Source organism: Actinomyces sp. zg296 (assembly GCF_009829695.1).
In the GTDB taxonomy this organism is placed as follows: Bacteria; Actinomycetota; Actinomycetes; order Actinomycetales; family Actinomycetaceae; genus Actinomyces; species Actinomyces marmotae.
Genome location: NZ_VWPG01000003.1, coordinates 324,839 through 341,329 on the forward strand (window position 1 = coordinate 324,839; position 16,491 = coordinate 341,329).

A 16,491-nucleotide genomic window follows, 5' to 3' on the forward strand; every position below is an offset into this window, starting at 1 on the left:
GGCGCCCGGTGATGGAGTGGCGCCCGTCCGGGGCCGCGCCGATCACCAGCCGCCACCCGCGCCGGCCCGGGCAGCGGCCCGGGCGCGCTCGCCGCTGGCGACGATGGCGCCGCGGAAGCGGCCCAGTATCCACACCACGAGCGCCAGGACGAAGAACCCGCCGACGAGCGAGCCGATCCAGGCCAGCCAGTCGTCCTTATTCGGATCGAGGAACCTGTACATGGGGTGGCCGTTACGGCGGGCGTCCCACATGTACAGCAGGATGTAGGGCAGGAGGGCCATCGTCCAGGTCACGGGCGTGGAGAAGCGCAGGAGGTTCTGATTGCGCCCCACGAGGACCCAGTCCAGGGTCATGGCGGCGGGCAGGGCCAGGTGCGGGATCCAACTGATGGGCCGATCGAAGCCGCCTTTCATGATCAATCCGAAGACCAGCCCGGTGAACACCGCCATGACGACCGCCAGGCCCCGCGCCCACTGGCCGAACGCGCGCAGCCCCAGGCTGAAGGCGCCCGCGCGGCCCACGAGCGGCTCAAGGAGGGCTCCCGCCACGATCACGAGGACGACGGCGTTGCTCAGGGTGGTGAAGAAGCGGAGTTGCCCGAGGACGAGGGCGTGCCCGCCGACAATCCTGTCGGCACGCAGCACCGGATCGACCTGGAGCCAGAGCCCGTAGCCCGCGAGCCCGGTGATGGAGGCGCGCCAGATCCAGGCGAGCATGACGGCGTACCAGGAGGGCCCTGGACGGGCGGGGAGCGGTTGGAGGGGCTGCGGGGCCGGGGCACCCATGGGAGGTCCCGCGGGCATCATCGGTGGGGCCTGCTGGTAGGGCGGTGGCATCGCGGGCCCCTGGGGCTGCGGGTAGGGCGCGGGCAGGGCCTGGGTGGCGGGGGCCTGCTGGGCGACAGGAGGCAGGTAGGCGGTCTCCGCGGGCATCTGAGGCGCCCGAGGGAGCCGGGGTGCCGGGTCGGGGTAGCCGACCATCCCGGACAGGACGGCGTCGCGGGGCAGGGCCATCGTCTGGGCGAGCGGCGCCTCGGCGGGGGTGGCCGCGCCGTCGGGAGCGGCATCGGCGCCGCTGGAGCCGTGGGCGCCGCCCATGACGCCATAGCCCTCGATCCCCTCATCAGCGGAGAAGACGTCCGTGGCGACGGCGTCGGCGGCCTCGTCGCCGAGCGCGCCCGCCTCGCCGGCGGAGGGCATCGACTGGGTCGCCTGGCCGGGCCAGGAGCCGTAGGGCCGTGGGGCCCCTGGCGACTCGCCGTCGGGCCGTGGGCTTAGGTGCTCAGCTCGGTTCTCGCTCATGGAAGGGATTGTCGCGCGCCATCGCCTTCGGCGCCATGGCGGGCGCGCGGTGACGGGGAGCGCGCCCCTGCGCGACGGTCGTCTTGGCGGCGGCGCGCCCCTCTCCCAGATCGAGGCGCGCCGGTGGCGCATCCACCTGCGGGATGACCACTTCATCCGCGAAGCCCATTACGGTGCCGCGTATGACACAGCAGTACGTCCCCGGGGCGCCGTCCGGCGGTCCCCTGGGCGCCCAGGCCCCCCGACCGGTCCAGCCACCGGTGGAGCCCCCCACCCTGTTCAATGGGGCGACCATCCACGGGTGGTTCGGGATCCGCGCGTTGCGCCATCCCAAGGAGCTCCCCCTCGTGGCCGTCTGCGGGTTGGTGACGCTGGGCGCCTACGCCTCATGGATCGGCCTCATCGCCTGGTTGATCGCGGACCCTGAGCCCACCGGGGCCAGGGCGACGGCGCGCTCGCTCATCATGAGCACCATCGGCCAGTACATCCTCCTCGTCCCCCTCCTGCCAATCCTCCTGTGGGTGGTGCGCGCCATCCTGTACGCGCAGCAACGCTCGCGGGCGGTGCAGATGAGCTTCACGCAGTTCCCCGAGGGGTACCGGATGGTCGTGGAGGCCGCGCACAACTTCGGGCTACGGCGCGTGCCGGACGCCTACGTGGTGCTCGGAAGCGGGAAGATCAACGCCTTCGCCGCCGGGCACGGGTTCCGCCGCTACGTCGTCGTCTACTCCGACCTGTTCGAGGTGGGCGGCTCGGCGCGCGACCCGGAGGCTCTGCGCTTCGTCATCAATCACGAGGTGGGGCACCTGGCCGCGGGCCACGTCTCCTTCCTGCGCCTGGCCATCACGACGCTGGGTATGCAGGCCCCGCTCATCGGGCCGGCGCTCAGCCGCGCCCAGGAGTACACGGCGGACAACCACGGCTACGCGGCGTCTCCGCAGGGGGCGCCGGGGATCATGGGGATCCTCGCCGCCGGGAAGTACCTGGGGCCGCAGGTCAACTTCCACGCCCTGGCGGATCGCGCCGTGACGGAGCGGGGCTTCTGGCTCCACATCGCCTCCTGGCGGGCCAGCCATCCGGTGCTGACCTGGCGCGCGCACGCCCTGCGGGACCGCAGTCGGCCGGGCAGGCTCATGGTCCGCCCGAAGCAGGGCGTCCTCGCCGGGCCGATCAGCCCCATGGGCCGTGAGTCCAGCAAGTCGTGGCCGACGCCGGGGCAGGTCCTGGCCTTCATGGACGCCACGCGGCCGCGGGTGGCCGAGGAGCAGTTCGGGCGCTACCCGGGGGTGGAGTACGAGGCTCCGCGCGACGCCGTGCGCCTGGCCGATCCCCGGCCGCTCGGCCGCTGACAGCCGCTGACAGCCGCTGACGCCGGGATGCCCGGCGGCTCAGGCCGCGCCGTCGGGCGCTTCACCCTCCGGGAGCGCCTGGGGCTCGCGGACGAGCAGCGCGCCATCACCGGTGGGGAAGGTGATGCCCGCGTAGTGAGGGCGCTGCTCCACCTTCTTGAAGCCGGCGGCGAGATGGCTGGCGACGACGGCGTGCTCACTGGCCTCAACGAAGGCCCACAGTGGGGCGCCGGGGTCCGCGGCGTCGACCGCCTCGGCGAGGCCCTCGAGAAGATCGCGGCCGATGGGGCGGGTCCTGGCGGCGGGGTCGAGGATGAGACCGGTGACCATCCAGGAGGCCTCCCGCCCCTCGTCGGGGTCGGCGGGAAGGACGAAGGCGCCCGCGAGGGCCACGGAGATCGCGGCATCGAAGTCGTCACGATGGGCGGGGTCCTCCAGGGAGGCGAGGACGAGCACGGGGATCGATTCGATCATGCCGGGCGCCGCCTCCAGCGCCTCCTGGATCGTGGTCCCGCGCAGCGCCAGGAGCTGGGCGACGCGGTGGGTGTCGCGGGCGTCAGCCTGCCAGAGCATGAGGCGTCCGTCGGCCAGGGCGGCGGCGAGAGCCGGGTCGGTGGGGGCCGCGAGGGCTCCGGGGGCGTCGCCCGGTCCCGCGGCGGCCTCCCCGGCCAACTCAGCGGCCGCCGCCGCGAGGATCCCGTCGATGGGCCCGGAGGGCGTCGTGTTCGTCATGGCCTCAGCCTAGACAGGCGCCGGGGCCCGATGGCGAGCCGCGGCCAGCCCGCGCCCGGTCGTCCGGGCGTCCGGGCGACGGCATCGAGGCCGGCAAGCCCGACCACTGGGGCCCAAGGACCGCAGCCCCAAGCCAGCCACCGCGGCGCGCGCGGCCCCCGGCCCACGAGCGAGCACGGGCCAGCACGAGCCGCCCCCCGGGATACCGCCTCACCCCACACAAACCGCCTCACCCCCGGGATACCGCCTCACCCCACACAAACCGCCTCACCCCCGGGATACCGCCTCACCCCACACAAACCGCCTCAAACTGCGAGAATGAGGGCGCAACGCCGGGCCGAGACGGTATCCCCGGGCCCAGACGGTATCTGGAGACCAAGACCGCAACGCCGGGCCGAGACGGTATCCCCGGGCCCAGGCCGCGAACCCGGCACCCCGGGGGGCCAGCGGCGCCACATCTGGCCCACCGCCACATCATCACCCCGCGCGCATGATCCGAAACGGCTCCCTCCACGACCCACAACCAGCCACACCACTACCCACCGCCGCTTGGCACACCACATAGGGGCACCCCTCAGCCCCGAGCCCGATGTCACCTGCCAACCCGCCAACGGCCAGACCTCGGGCTCCGTCATCGAGAAGGACGGCCAGGAGTGCCCGCTGTCCCCCCTTCGGGCTTCGACAGGATCTGGTAGTAGGAGCACGATTCGGCCGGCCCGCCGCGCATGGCGGGACTCAACACCACCGTCGTCGTCACCGCGCGCGGGCTCCGGGCGCGCAAGAGCACCGCGACGCTCTCCGGCCCGACCGCCCCTCGGGTCTAAGGCACACGAGGCGAACGGCGGTCAGCCCGCGAGCCCCAGCGCCTCGCCGAGGAGGTCTCCGCACATCCCACGCCGCGCCCATCAACGCGAATCTCACACCGGTCCTCCTGACCTCACGGTTGGCCCCAGAGATCGCTGGAATCACGGGGATTCACGACTGGTGAGGGCAGTCGGCGCGGATATCCTCTCCTAGCGCCACGCTCCCAGACCCGGCAGTGGCGCGCCTCCCCTCTCCGCCCTCCCCAGGCGGGGCCGGGACTCCCGAGGAGACTGATATGGCTCTGCCCGATCCCACTAGCCAACCAAGATCCCAAGGCGCCCCCAGACGCGCCCTGCGCTGGGCCCTCCGCGCCATCGCGCCGATGCTCGTCGGCGCCGCGCTGGCGGCCGCCGGCTCGGCCCCCGCGCCCGCCGCCGCCTCCGATTCCCCGCCCGCCTCCGATCCCCCGCCCGCCGCCGGTCCCCTGCCCGCCGCCGCCTCCGCCTCTGCCTCCGATGAGTCGATCCACATCCTGTCCTTCGTGGATTCCGACGTCATCGTGCTGCAGAGCAACGGGCGCTTCGCGCTGGTCGACTCCGGGGAGGACAAGGACTACCCCCGCGGGGACGATCCCCGGTACCCACTGCGCCCCGGCGTGACCCAGGGGGCGCCGGATGAGGACGCCATGTGGGCCTACCTCGACGAACTCGGCGTCAACTCCACCAACCTGGAGTTCTACATCGGCACCCACGCGCATTCGGACCACATCGGCACGGCTGACACCGTCATCGAGAAGTACCACCCGAAGCGGATCTACACCCCCGAGTACTCCGACGCCTGGATAACCAGCAAGAACAACCTCTGGGACAACCAGTACGTCTACGACCGGATGATCGCCGCCGCCCGCAAGGCCCAGGCGGAGCACGGCTCCGCCCTCATCCAGCACCTGGTCCCCGGCGCCCCCGTCACACCCGACCCCAGCGCCCCCACCACAGCGTCTCCCACCTTCGACTTCGGGGACATGCGAATCGAGATCGTCAATTACGACGAGTCCTACAAGCAGCCCCCCTACATCTACGACGCCAACGAGAGCGCCTGGGGCGTCAAGGTCACGGCCCACGGGCGCTCGGCGTTCCTGGCATCGGATATCGAGAACTTCTACGGAGACGAGGACCGCCTGGCCCCGCTGATCGGCGACGTCGATGTCCTCAAGCTCGGCCACCACGGCTCCATCTCCTCCAACAGCGAGGGCTTCCTGACCACGCTGCGCCCCAAGATCGCCTTCCAGACCGGGCGCTTCCAAGCCCTGGCACCCGCCACCCAGCGCACCCTGGACCGCCTCGGCACCAGGTGGTACTCAGCCGATGAGCTCCGCGCCTCCGGGCACATCAGCTTCGTCGTCGCCCTCGCCGACGACGGCGTCCACCTCTCCGACGTCGACGCCACGAGCGGCGGGCTCGTCCTGCGCACCCGTCAGGCGAGCAGCCCCCACGCCGCGGCCTACCGGAACGGCGTCGCCACCCCGCTGACCGGTTGGAGGAGGATCGGGGAGGACTACTACTGGTTCTCCGACAGCCCCTACGCCACCGAGAGCGGCTGGGCGAGCTGGAAGGGGGCCTGGTACTACCTGGGCCCCGACGGCGCAATGAAGACCGGCTGGCTGAAGGACGGGACCACCTGGTACTACCTGAGCCCCGACGGCGCGATGAAGACCGGCTGGCTGAAGGACGGGACCACCTGGTACTACCTGAGCCCCGACGGCGCGATGAAGACCGGCTGGCTGAAGGACGGCTCCTCCTGGTACTACCTGGGCGCCGACGGCGCGATGTCCACCGGCTGGCTGAGGGACGGCTCCTCCTGGTACTACTTCGCCCCTGATTCGGGACGGATGGCCGCCAACCGATGGGTGGCCAGTGGGACCGCCTGGTACCACCTCAGCGCCTCGGGCTCCATGTCCACGAGCAGGTGGATCCAATCAGGCGCCGCCTGGTACCACGTGGGGGGCAGCGGCGCGATGTCCACCGGCTGGCTGAAGGATGGGACCACCTGGTACTACCTCGACCACTCCGGCGCCATGCGGGCCAACGACTGGCTCAACCAGGGCGGCGCCTGGTACTACCTCACCAGTTCCGGATCCCTGGCCACGGGCAGAGTCATGATCGACGGCGCGGCGCACTCCTTCTCCCCCTCGGGCGCCTGGCTCGGCTAGGGTCCACGGCCCTGGGCGGTGGGCCCGGCGCCTGCGGGGCTGTCTTCCGGCGCGAGGGACGCGGTACCGTGGCCTCAGTGGAGAACCCCTACAGGAGATCTCATGACCGTCCTTGATCCGATGTCGTGCGCCCCTGCCGACCTCGCGAACCCTGCGATCACCCAGATGGATCTCGCCCGGATTGCCCAGTTCCGCCCGGATCTGCATCCGCTCGTGCGCGAGCACCCGGCCTGCTACCCAGAGCTCGCCGCGTGGATCGAGCAGCGGGCCGCCCTCCTGGAGTCCGAGGCGGCCGAGCAGCCGAGCACTGAGGGGGCGGTGTCGGACGATGACGCCGCGGCAGACTCCACCCGGGCCTGCGACGCATCGGCAACGGCCTCGGAACCATCGTCGCCCTCAGCCACAGGCACTGCCTCGCCAGCGACGGCCTCGGCCGCGCCGATCAGGGACGCCATCTGGGTCGCCGCCTCACCCGCGCGGGCGAGCGACTTCGAGCCCATCGAGCGCCCGACGCCGGGCAGGCCAGCCGCCCTGGCCTCACCCGCGTCGGCGGACGACACGGCGACCCCGGTCGGCAATATCGCCTCGCCCGCCGTCGCCTCGGCGCATTCGGCCCGCTCGGCGCGCTCCGCCCCCAGGATCATCCCGCCCGCCTCCGCCCCGGAGATCATCACCGCGGTTCCGGGCCTGGCGGTCCCCGCCGCCTATGAGCCCACTGCCGCTACGGCGACACCCGGCGCCCCCAGCAGTGACGAGGCGTCGTCGTGCCCTAGTGCCGATCCCGCGAGGGGCAGCGCGCCCCAGACCTCGCCTGAGCCCCTCATCCCCGCCTCCGCGGTGCCCTCGGCGATCGACCAGCCCGCCTCCGGGAGGCTCTTGCCAGGAGACGAGGACGGGACCGCCTCTCTCTGGCGCCGCCTCCTGCTGTGGGCCGTGCCGGTGCTGGCCGTCCTGTGCCTGGTCTCGACCTTCCTGCCGATCGTCACCATCACCTTCGACACGGGGACCTGGTCCTTCAACTACTGGAACGGGGACGGCGTCCAAGAGGCGCTCATGCTCCTGGTGGTCTTCATCGTCGCGACCGGCATCGGCCTCGCCGCGATCATCACCCCGCGGCGGTCGCGGCTGATCCTCACGGGGATCGCGGGCACCGTATCCGCCCTGCTGGCGACCAGCGACGGCTTGCGGAACATCATCCGATTCTCCGGGGACGTGCCGGACATGAAGGGGGCCACGGGCGCCTCCGTCGGCTCCGGCGCGATCCTCCTGGCAGTTGGCGGCGTGGTCCTCCTGCTCATCTCGGTCCTCCACCTCGCCTGCGCGATGCGGGGCGAGCCGGGCGCATGGGCGGGCCAGGGCGATCAGGCCTCGTCCGCTCACAGCGGCCACGAGGCGTAAGTCCTCGCCCCGCGCGCGGCGGATGGGGATCCCAGCCCATGCGCCGCACCGCCATCCCCGCTACGGTATCCCTACATCAACCACCTCCCAGGAGCCCGCATGACGGCCATCGACCCCTTGTCCTGCACACCTGCCCACCTCACGAATCCTGCGATCGCCCCGGGGACGCTCGCTCAGATCGCACAGCACCGCCCCGACCTGCGGGCGCATGTGCGCCAGCATCCCGCCTGCCCGCCTGATCTCGCCGCGTGGATCGACCAACAGGCCTACCAGCAGCCGCACTACCAGAGCGCGCCCGCCCAGTACGGCACCGCGCAGCCCCAGGCCAGTGCTGCGCTGGGCGGTGCCGCGATCACCAGGGCATCCTCGAACTGGAGCACGATCGTTCTCATCGCCATTCCGGTGATCGGGCTGCTCGCGATCATCGCGTCCTTCCTGCCCGCTGTCTCCACGACGTTCGGCTCCCAGAGCAAGACCGCCAACTTCTGGGATTACGACAACAAGAGTTACGACGTGCAGATCCTCTGCGCCAGCCTCCTGGCGATCTCGGCGGGCATCTGCGCGTTCTTCGTGAGGCAGTTCCCCGTTGTCCTCGGCGGCGGGGTGGCGACAGTCGTGGGCGGGATTTGGAACGGCATCAGCTGGCTCAACGCCAACTCGGAGATCTCCGACGCCCAGAAGACCATCAAGCAGGCCAAGACCAGTTATGGCAGCCTCGGCGGCTCTTTCGAGGTTAGCAGGGGCGTGGGCATGTACTTGCTGCTTATCGCGGCGCTGTTGCTCCTGGCCTGCGGAGCGGCGATGATCGTCGCCGGGCTGCGACTTCGACCCGGCGCCGGGATCGCAAAGGGCGCCAGCGGTTACGGCGGGCACCCCGGCGCCCACATGCCCACCGGACCACAGACGGAGCCGGGCGCCCAGCCCTCGCCGTACCAGCAGCAGGGCCCCACCTACCAGTAGGTCCTTTTCGCGCCACAGATACCGGCCCCGTCTCCTTCAAGCGAGACGGGGCCGATATCGTCGTCCGCTGGGTGGCCCGAGAGCACTGGGAATCCACTGACATAATGGGACTCATCCATCCCTGGAGTCACACCTGCCCCACGCTCGTGCTCCTCGACTCGAAAGGCCCTTCATGCCGTCTCGTGCCCTCTCATCTGCCGCATCGCTCTCCCTAGCCATCACGGCGCTCGGCGGTGCCGCCATCCCCGTCAGCACGGCCGCCGCCGCGCCACCCGCCGGCGCTGCCCAGGCTCAGACCACCGGATGGGTTGCGAGGGGCGGCCAGTGGTACCACTTCGGTCTCAATGGGGTGAGGACGGTCGGCTGGCTGGAGGACGGCGGGCGTTGGTACTTCCTGCGCGCCGACACCGGCGCGATGGCCACCGGCTGGGTCAAGGACGACCACACCTGGTACTACCTCTACGGCTCGGGAGCAATGGCCACCGGCTGGATCAAAGACAACAACACCTGGTACTACCTCTACGGCTCGGGAGCAATGGCCACCGGCTGGATCAAAGACAACAACACCTGGTACTACCTCTACGGCTCGGGAGCAATGGCCACCGGCTGGATCAAAGACAACAACACCTGGTACTACCTCTACGGCTCGGGGCCGATGGCCACGGGCACCGTGCCCGTCGACGGGCGCGTCTCGCGCTTCGCCACCAATGGCGCATGGCTGGGCTATGCCGATTTGACCCCGGTGCTGAGCGCGCCGTCGTCGAGCCGGGAGGCGCTCATCTCCTCGATGGCGCGCGCCTACCGCTCCTCCGGCAGGCCCTACCCGTCGTCGGCGCTCAGCGCTGGGGGCGCGCCCACGATCGAGGCGTTCGCGGGGATCATCTATGACGAGGCGACGTCGGAGGGGGTGAGCCCCGAACTGCTGTTCTGCCAGGTGATGAAGGAGACCGCCTGGCTGCGCTTCGGCGGTGATGTGAGTATCGGCCAGTTCAACTTCGGGGGCCTGGGGGCTACGGGCGGCGGCGCCCGCGGCGCCTCCTTCGCGGATGTGAGGACCGGCCTGCGCGCCCAGGTGCAGCATCTGCGCGCCTACGCCGATCCCTCCGTCTCGGCGCCCTCACTTGCCCACCCGGTGGTGGACCCGCGCTTCTCCTATGTGCGCAAGGGCTCCGCGCCGTACGTGCAGTACCTGGGGATCAAGGAGAACCCGGCCCATGTCGGCTGGGCTACCGATCCCGGCTACGGCACGAGCCTGGCGGAGATGATGCGCGCCTACTTCGGCTGATCGGCTCCGGCGCCACCCGTCGGCCCGCATCATCCAGCGGGGCCGGGGGCACGACGCGGGAGCGGGCCTCGGCGGCGCCGCGACGGCGCCGATCGGCGTGGACCCGGCATTGAGGGACCTGGGATTGAGGGACCCAGCATTGAGCCGGCATAGCATGCTCTGTGAGAGGCGGCGCGGTGCCATCGAGCCGTCTCACTCGTCGTGGTGGGAGGGGAAGGAAGCGGTCATGGGCGTTGAGGGGCCGGGCGGCGCGCGGAGGCCAGCCTCCGGCGGGGGCTCTGCTGAGGCGACCGCTCTCGTTGATGCGCTGCGCGATGCGACGGTGGCTGGTCGCCCGCAGGAGGCGATCTCGCTCGCGGGCGCCGTCGCTGAGTTGGCTCGGGAGCTGGGGCCTGAGGACCACCAAGTGCTGGGCGCGCGCTTCCATCTGGCCCGGGCCCACCGCGCGGCCGGGGATCCGGCATCAGCGGTGACGCTACTGGAGCAGGTGGTCGCCGGGACCGAGAGGCTGCTCGGGCCGGAGGCTCCCCAGTCGCTCACCGCCCGCAGCGCCCTGGCCGGCGCCTGCGCGGACGCGGGTCGGGCGCGCGAGGCGGTGGCTCTCCATGAGCGGATCGTTGACGACGCCGCGAGGCTGCTGGGCCGAGGGCATCCCGATGCGCTGTCGGCGCGGAACAATCTCGCCCGGGCCTGCGAGGCGGCCGGTGACACGCCTCGGGCGCTCTGCCTGTACGAGGCGCTGGTGCGCGACGCCGAGGCCGTACTCGACGCCGCGCACCCTTACCTCGCCCTGTTCCGCCGCAACCGTGATCGGCTGCGGCCTAGTGCTCAGAGGTAGTGGGCGCGGAGTTCGGCGGGGTCCTTCGGGGACAGGTCGGCGAGGGTGACGTCGAAGACGGTGCGCGCGCCGGTCTGGCCGCGAGCGACCATGCGGGCGGCGGCGCGCCCCATGGCGACCACGACTGCGCCGGTGAACTCGGGGTTCGAGTCGAGAGCCAGTTCGAAGGTGATGCGCTCGGCCACGCCGTCGGAGGTCAGGCCGCGGCGGATGACGGTGCCGCCGTGCGGGATGCCGGCGTGCTTGGCGGCCATCTCCTCGGCGGAGATGAAGGTGACGGTGGTGTCGTAGTCGGCGAAATAGTTGGGCATCTCGACGATCTCCTTCTCGATGCGAGCGAGATCAGCGCCCTCGGCGGCCACCACGTAGCAGTCGCGGCGGTGCATGGAGCGGGTGGTGAGCTCGACGTCCTCACCGGCCTTGACGGCGTCGACGGTCTCGGCGACCGGCAGCGTGTACTGGCGGGCGTCGAGCACGCCCTCGATGCGGCGCACGGCGTCGGAGTGGCCCTGGGAGACGCCGGGGCCCCAGAAGGTGGTGGTGGTGCCGTCGGGGAGGACCGAGTCCCCCAGGACGCGCAGCATGGAGAACAGGCCCGGGTCCCAGCCCGTGGAGATGATGGCGAGGTGTCCGGCGCCCTTCGCGGCGGCGTCGACGGCGGCGAAGTAGCTGGGGATCTCGGCGTGGGTGTCGAAGGAGTCGACGGTGGTGAAGTGAGCGGCCGCGGCGGGGCCCTGCTCGGCGAGGTCGGTGGCCGATCCCCCGCAGTTGAGGCAGACGTCCACCTTGTCCGCCCAGGCGGGCATGTCGTCGACATGGGCGACGGGGGCGCCCTGGGTGGTGACCGAGGCGGGATCGCGGCGGGTGAAGACGACGACGAGCTCCATGTCCTCGCTCTTCGAGATGGCCTGCTCGGCGCCCCGCCCGAGGTTGCCGTATCCGTTGATCGCGACTCTGATCATGAGTCCTCCTAGGAGTTCGTCGTGCCGTCCCTTGGCGTTCGGGCCACGGCTCGGGCAGGGGCCCGGCCAGGGACCGCAGAAGCGTAGGCATCAGCCACATGTCCGGCGCATGACGATCGCCCTGCGGACGCCGGCGCCCCCGCGCCGCGGTCTCATCCCCCACGTACCGCCTCAGCCCGCGGATACGGTCTCAGCCCGCACGTACCGCCTCAGCCCGCACGTACCGCCTCAGCCCACACATACCACCTCAGCCCACGGATACGGTCTCAGCCCGCACGTACCGCCTCATCCTTGTAGTTTGAGGGCGTAAGGCCGGGACGAGACGGTATCTGCGGGCGCAAGGCGGCGTCAGCGCAGTGGTCGTCTCCATACACTCAGGCCCCGCCGGTTCGCGAGGGTCCCGGAGGGGACGCGTGTTCCCGGGCAGGTAACCGGCGCGGGCTCCCTCATCAGGCGGATCACCGCGTGGGTGCGCCGTTCTGCCCTTGAGAAGGGGGCTGCCAGGTGGACGGCGAATCACCGCATGGGAGTGCCGTGCACTTCCTATGAGAGTCCTCTTCTCCGCATTCCCCATCTCTGATTTCCCACGGCATGGTCGAGATTACGGCTCTTACCCGCATGTTCCGCCATCGGAGGCGGCGCACGGGTCACCATATGGAGGAATCCCATGAATCATCTTCGTCGATCGGCCATCGGGGCGATCTCCGCGCTCTCACTGCTGGGAATGGTTATCCCAGCAGCTGTCGCGGATGAATTCCCCTACCCTGTGCCCTCTCCCACAGCCGGTGTGACGTCACCTCAGCCCGCGCCCGCACCACCGATCAAGGACGGGTGGGTGCAAAGCGGCGACAAGTGGTATTTCTACGAGGCAGGCCTGCTCAAGACCGGGTGGATCGCTCAAGGCGGCGCCTGGTACTACCTGATGCCCGACGGCGCGATGGCCACAGGCTGGGCGCACGATGGCAAGGCCTGGTACTACTTCGATTCCACGGGCGCGATGCAGTACGGCAGGTGGCTGGAGTCGGGCGGCGTCTGGTATTACCTGCTCCCGTCTGGGGCGATGGCCGCCAGTCAGTGGGTCGCTCAGGGGGGCGCCTGGTACTACCTGAAGGCGGACGGGACGATGGCCACTGGCTGGGCCCAGGACGGCGGATCCTGGTACCACTTCACGCCGGCCGGCGCGATGGAGAGCGGGACGTGGATCAGCTCGGGGAGCAACTGGTACTACCTGACGGCGTCGGGCGCGATGGCGACGCGCATGTGGGTGGGCGATTACTACCTGAAGGCGGACGGGACGATGGCCACGGGCTGGGCCCAGGCTGGCGACACGTGGTACCGCTTCAGCGGGAATGGACGACTGGCGGGCCGTTACAACCCGGGGACGTACACGTGCCCGAGTTGGGCGCCGATCAAGGGCAATGCCGAGTCGAAGATCTATCACCGGCCCGGTCAGGGCTCCTACAACCGGACGAAGGCTGAGGAGTGCTTCGTCAGCGGCGCTGACGCGGAGAACGCCGGATATCGCGCCGCGAGGAACTGATCTCCCAGATCAGAAGAGGCCGCGGAGCACGGCACGCTAATAGCCCGTGCCCCGCACCATGAGCCGGGGAGACGACCGGGGCGCGCGGAATCACTGCTCCGCGCGCCCCGCTGTCCTTGCCGATTCGTTGCCGACTAGGAGAAACCGACCGCTTCCGCCTCAGCCCTCGGTGAGGTCTTGGACCGTTGCGTCGGCGGCCGCGCGCTGGACAGCCTCGGTTCCCTTGACCGCAGCCGCCTTGGTCTCATAGGCCTGCCCGGTGGCGACGATCTCGCCGTTGCCAGCCTTGAGGCGGAAGCGGAACTTGCCGGCCCCGTCCTCGTACACCTCGAACTTGCTCGCCATCATCTTCTCCTCTGGCTCATGGACACCTTAAAGCGAGTATGACACGGCGGGCCGATCCCGTGAGGCAACTCGCGGCACCCGGAGAGTCTCGCCCCACGCGGCCGACGACGTCGCCCCCTCGCGGTGGCCCCTCGTGACGGGGCAACGCAATGGAGCGACGCCGGAGGCGCGGCGCATGAGCAGGCCGATCCGTCGTCGCGCCCCGTAAGCGGATCGGTCTTCCCATCGGGATGCCAGGACAAGAGGGCCCGCGGGATTCTCGCCAGCAGTACCGGCTCGGAGGCGCCTCCCACACGTTGAAGCGGACCTGCACCTTCGTGGTTCCTGAGTTGGTGGTCTTAGGTTGTCTGAGCGGGCTCGGTGTGGTGGTCGGCCAGCGTGTGGGAGCGGATCGGGCGGGGAGGCCAGTGCCGGATCCCTCAACCGGGTCCTTGATGCCGGGGCTGTCGCGTCGCGCGATGCGCTGAGCGTTGGAGGCGCTGGCGATCGGCCACCTGGCCGTCTCGAGCATCGCCGAAGGTCTTGGGGCCACCTGGCGCACAGCCGATGACGCGGTCCTAGCCGAGGACAGGCGCGCGCTAATCGACGGCCCGGGCCGTCCCGACGGCGCCTTCATGGTGAGGATGGCCACGGGCCCCGATACCTACGCAGAACGAACCGGTCACTGGGCTGCGGGCGGGGGCCTCCTGGCGAGCGCCATCTTCGTGGCTCGAGGGCATTGATGACTGTCGCAGCCTCAGCTGGCTCTAGAGTCCCTCGGATTGAACGGGGCGCAGAGAAACAGAAGAAGAAAGCTATCTGAGTCCTGCGCACACAGGGCGACTGCTCAAACGAAGTTAAGATCCGATTGTCTGATAGCAAAAGGGACGATGGACGCGCGGCCAATCAGCTTGAGCCTGAGCGGGTTGACCCGGCTACCACCAAGAACTAGGAGTCGGACCAGGGGTGCGCAACCATCTATCTGCCGATAGCGGCTGAACCTTCCAAGAATCGGGTCAGAACCGTATTGGAACGACAGTTGCCCCCTAATGTCGGAGGCTTCCTCACCGCCGCCTGAGACGGGAGCCCATCCTCCTATGACAGTAAGGAATTAGGACAACAACCACGAGCAAGCATACGATGATCCATACGGCGTTGAGTCCAATGCCGAGCAGGTAAGGGCCTGTGGCGTTAAGTGTCAACGGAACGTCGAGGGATATCCCGAGGACGCCGCAGTACGTTGGGTAGCCAGCAAATCCAGTGGATCCGCCGACAGCCCATTGAGCGGCTCCGAGGCTGGCCAGGTTCCACAGCGCTGCGATCTGTAAGCCGGTCATCGTCGCTAGTCCACCCATATATGCGAAAAGTCGGGGGTAGAGCCCGCCAAGGCGTGCAGTGGCAAGTCCGATGATCCAGGCCATAGAGATCCAGGCTACGCTGGAAACCAACTTGGCGGCGAGGAGGTAGGCGAATGCGCGCGCTGTTACGTCTTCTTTCGGCCAGGTCGTAGTGCTCGCCAGGACAGAGACGAGCCCAACCGTTGCGAATCCCAGAGCAAGTGGAAGCGTTTTGACGAGGAACTTACGCAGTGGTGAGTGGGTAGACAACTGGAGGAGCGGATCGCCCTTGAGCACGAGGAACGTGAAGATCTGCGCTCCTACGTAAAATGCGGTTCCAGCCGAAATCAAGACTACGGAGAACACCCAGACTACGCTAAGTATGGTTTCGTAGGAGTCTAGGCACTCCTTCAGTAAGAAGGCACAAAGAAGAAAGGAGACGCACGCCAGGAAAAAAATGGCGTGCTTACGCGCCTCGGTGGAAATATCATGCATGGATCATCGCCTCCTTAATGGATGACTCTAGACTACCTCCCGGCGGCATCTCCGGAACCTGGACCCGAAGCAGCAATCGCCCGTCGTGGAGCACTACGCATTCATCGAAAAGCGATTCCAGCCCTGCGATAAGATGCGTGCTGATGATCAGCAGAGCGTCGTCAGGCTTGTGCCGTTGAATAAGTTCCAGCATACGGTCGCGGGTCACGGGGTCCACCGCGGCCAGCGGCTCATCGAAGAGATAGACAGATGATCGTCTGGCCAGCGCCATGCCAAGGTTCAGCTGTTCTTCCATCCCTTTGGACAGGTCGCCCACCTTCTTTGAGGCATCCAACGTCAGGTCGTCGATGATAGACTTCGCGCGCGCGATGTCGAAGTCGTCAAAGTAGCCCGATAGGACCTCGGGAACCGACCCGACCCTAAGGAATTTATAGATAAACGGGGCGTCCGGCAGGAAAGCAGGACTCGCTGTACCACGGAACCTGAAGAAGCCTGACTTCGGGGGCAGCAATCCGGCGAGCGACCTCAGTAGTGTCGTCTTTCCGGCCCCATTGTGACCGAACAGCCCAACGATAGCGGGGTTGGCAAAACGGATAGTCAGCGGAGCCAGGCAGAACTTGCGCCCCCTCGCCACCACAAGTTCCTCCAACTCCAATAAGGCGTTCATAGATTCTGTCATGTCAGGCGCCCCCAAAAAATAGTGCACTAGACTGTCAACGATAGAGTCAATTTGCTCGCCGGTTAGACGCGCTTCAGAACGAGAGGAACTTGCGGCGCAGCAGTGATTGCATGTCACATTAGACCTAGCCACGAGGTTGAGTCCTACTGACGGCGACTTACACATTCCTTCTCTCTACGATCATGCGAGGAACCCACCCGCTGTCACGTGGGCAATGAAGGCCAGCCAGACCCTACGATCCAGCCGCCATTTCGGTGACGAAGCACCAAAGGTCGTC

Annotated in this window: 14 protein-coding genes and 1 pseudogene; 8 read left to right on the forward strand and 7 right to left on the reverse strand. The window is 68.9% G+C overall.

From position 1 onward, the window contains the following. Positions 1-42: 42 nt before the first annotated feature. Together GVV76_RS10570 and GVV76_RS03670 are read right to left on the reverse strand one after the other, a co-directional pair. Positions 43-1,302 carry a hypothetical protein gene (locus tag GVV76_RS10570; RefSeq protein ID WP_159625013.1) on the reverse strand — a complete coding sequence of 420 codons (1,260 nt, stop codon included), beginning with the start codon at positions 1,300-1,302 and terminating at the stop codon, positions 43-45. Further along, positions 1,283-1,471 (reverse strand): hypothetical protein, encoded by a 189-nt coding sequence (locus tag GVV76_RS03670; RefSeq protein ID WP_159625015.1) that lies wholly within the window; start codon positions 1,469-1,471, stop codon positions 1,283-1,285. Before GVV76_RS03670 ends, GVV76_RS10570 begins: the two co-directional genes overlap by 20 nt. 13 nt (positions 1,472-1,484) lie before the next feature. Here GVV76_RS03670 and GVV76_RS03675 point away from each other — a divergent pair, with 13 nt between their 5' ends. Beyond that, positions 1,485-2,651, forward strand: coding sequence for a M48 family metallopeptidase (locus GVV76_RS03675; protein ID WP_159625018.1), 1,167 nt, complete (start codon positions 1,485-1,487; stop codon positions 2,649-2,651). A 39-nt stretch (positions 2,652-2,690) separates the two neighbouring features. On the opposite strand, the gene GVV76_RS03680 is transcribed toward GVV76_RS03675, so the two are convergent. Continuing rightward, positions 2,691-3,383 (reverse strand): hypothetical protein, encoded by a 693-nt coding sequence (locus GVV76_RS03680; RefSeq protein WP_159522064.1) that lies wholly within the window; start codon positions 3,381-3,383, stop codon positions 2,691-2,693. Positions 3,384-4,482: 1,099 nt separating this feature from the next. On the opposite strand from GVV76_RS03680, the gene GVV76_RS03685 reads away from it, so the two are divergent. The 5 genes from GVV76_RS03685 to GVV76_RS03705 all read left to right on the forward strand — a co-directional run bounded on the left by GVV76_RS03685 (position 4,483) and on the right by GVV76_RS03705 (position 10,877). Continuing rightward, the gene (locus GVV76_RS03685) at positions 4,483-6,396 is read left to right on the forward strand and encodes an MBL fold metallo-hydrolase (RefSeq protein ID WP_159625020.1); all 1,914 of its coding nucleotides are present in this window, start codon (positions 4,483-4,485) and stop codon (positions 6,394-6,396) included. Between the two features lie 102 nt (positions 6,397-6,498). Beyond that, the gene (locus tag GVV76_RS03690; protein WP_159625022.1) at positions 6,499-7,794 is read left to right on the forward strand and encodes a variant leucine-rich repeat-containing protein; all 1,296 of its coding nucleotides are present in this window, start codon (positions 6,499-6,501) and stop codon (positions 7,792-7,794) included. A 99-nt stretch (positions 7,795-7,893) separates the two neighbouring features. Further along, on the forward strand, positions 7,894-8,754 hold the full coding sequence (locus GVV76_RS03695; RefSeq protein ID WP_159625024.1) for a variant leucine-rich repeat-containing protein: 861 nt from the start codon (positions 7,894-7,896) through the stop codon (positions 8,752-8,754). 172 nt (positions 8,755-8,926) lie between these two features. Beyond that, a complete protein-coding gene (locus tag GVV76_RS03700) occupies positions 8,927-10,039 on the forward strand; it encodes a glucosaminidase domain-containing protein (protein WP_159625026.1) in 1,113 nt (370 codons plus the stop codon). Between the two features lie 226 nt (positions 10,040-10,265). Continuing rightward, positions 10,266-10,877, forward strand: coding sequence for a tetratricopeptide repeat protein (locus GVV76_RS03705; protein WP_159522054.1), 612 nt, complete (start codon positions 10,266-10,268; stop codon positions 10,875-10,877). Here GVV76_RS03705 and GVV76_RS03710 read toward each other — a convergent pair. Continuing rightward, complete coding sequence (locus GVV76_RS03710) at positions 10,868-11,839, reverse strand: diaminopimelate dehydrogenase (protein WP_159625028.1); 972 nt, start codon at positions 11,837-11,839, stop codon at positions 10,868-10,870. The genes GVV76_RS03705 and GVV76_RS03710 overlap by 10 nt on opposite strands. 835 nt (positions 11,840-12,674) lie before the next feature. Between GVV76_RS03710 and GVV76_RS03715 the strand changes: the two genes are divergently transcribed. Beyond that, complete coding sequence (locus GVV76_RS03715) at positions 12,675-13,379, forward strand: sunset domain-containing protein (protein ID WP_236263191.1); 705 nt, start codon at positions 12,675-12,677, stop codon at positions 13,377-13,379. A 159-nt stretch (positions 13,380-13,538) separates the two neighbouring features. Here GVV76_RS03715 and GVV76_RS03720 read toward each other — a convergent pair whose 3' ends face one another. Next, a complete protein-coding gene (locus tag GVV76_RS03720; protein WP_159522048.1) occupies positions 13,539-13,724 on the reverse strand; it encodes a YegP family protein in 186 nt (61 codons plus the stop codon). 467 nt (positions 13,725-14,191) lie between these two features. On the opposite strand from GVV76_RS03720, the pseudogene GVV76_RS10700 reads away from it, so the two are divergent. Continuing rightward, positions 14,192-14,332 (forward strand): annotated as a pseudogene (locus tag GVV76_RS10700) (ISL3 family transposase); the annotation flags it as partial. A gap of 435 nt (positions 14,333-14,767) precedes the next feature. On the opposite strand, the gene GVV76_RS03730 reads toward GVV76_RS10700, so the two are convergent. Together GVV76_RS03730 and GVV76_RS03735 are read right to left on the reverse strand one after the other, a co-directional pair. Then, positions 14,768-15,535, reverse strand: a complete 768-nt coding sequence (locus GVV76_RS03730) for a hypothetical protein (protein WP_159625034.1) — start codon at positions 15,533-15,535, stop codon at positions 14,768-14,770. Next, entirely contained in the window at positions 15,528-16,214 is a 687-nt protein-coding gene (locus tag GVV76_RS03735) for an ATP-binding cassette domain-containing protein (RefSeq protein WP_159625036.1), read from the reverse strand. Before GVV76_RS03735 ends, GVV76_RS03730 begins: the two co-directional genes overlap by 8 nt. Positions 16,215-16,491 lie beyond the last annotated feature (277 nt).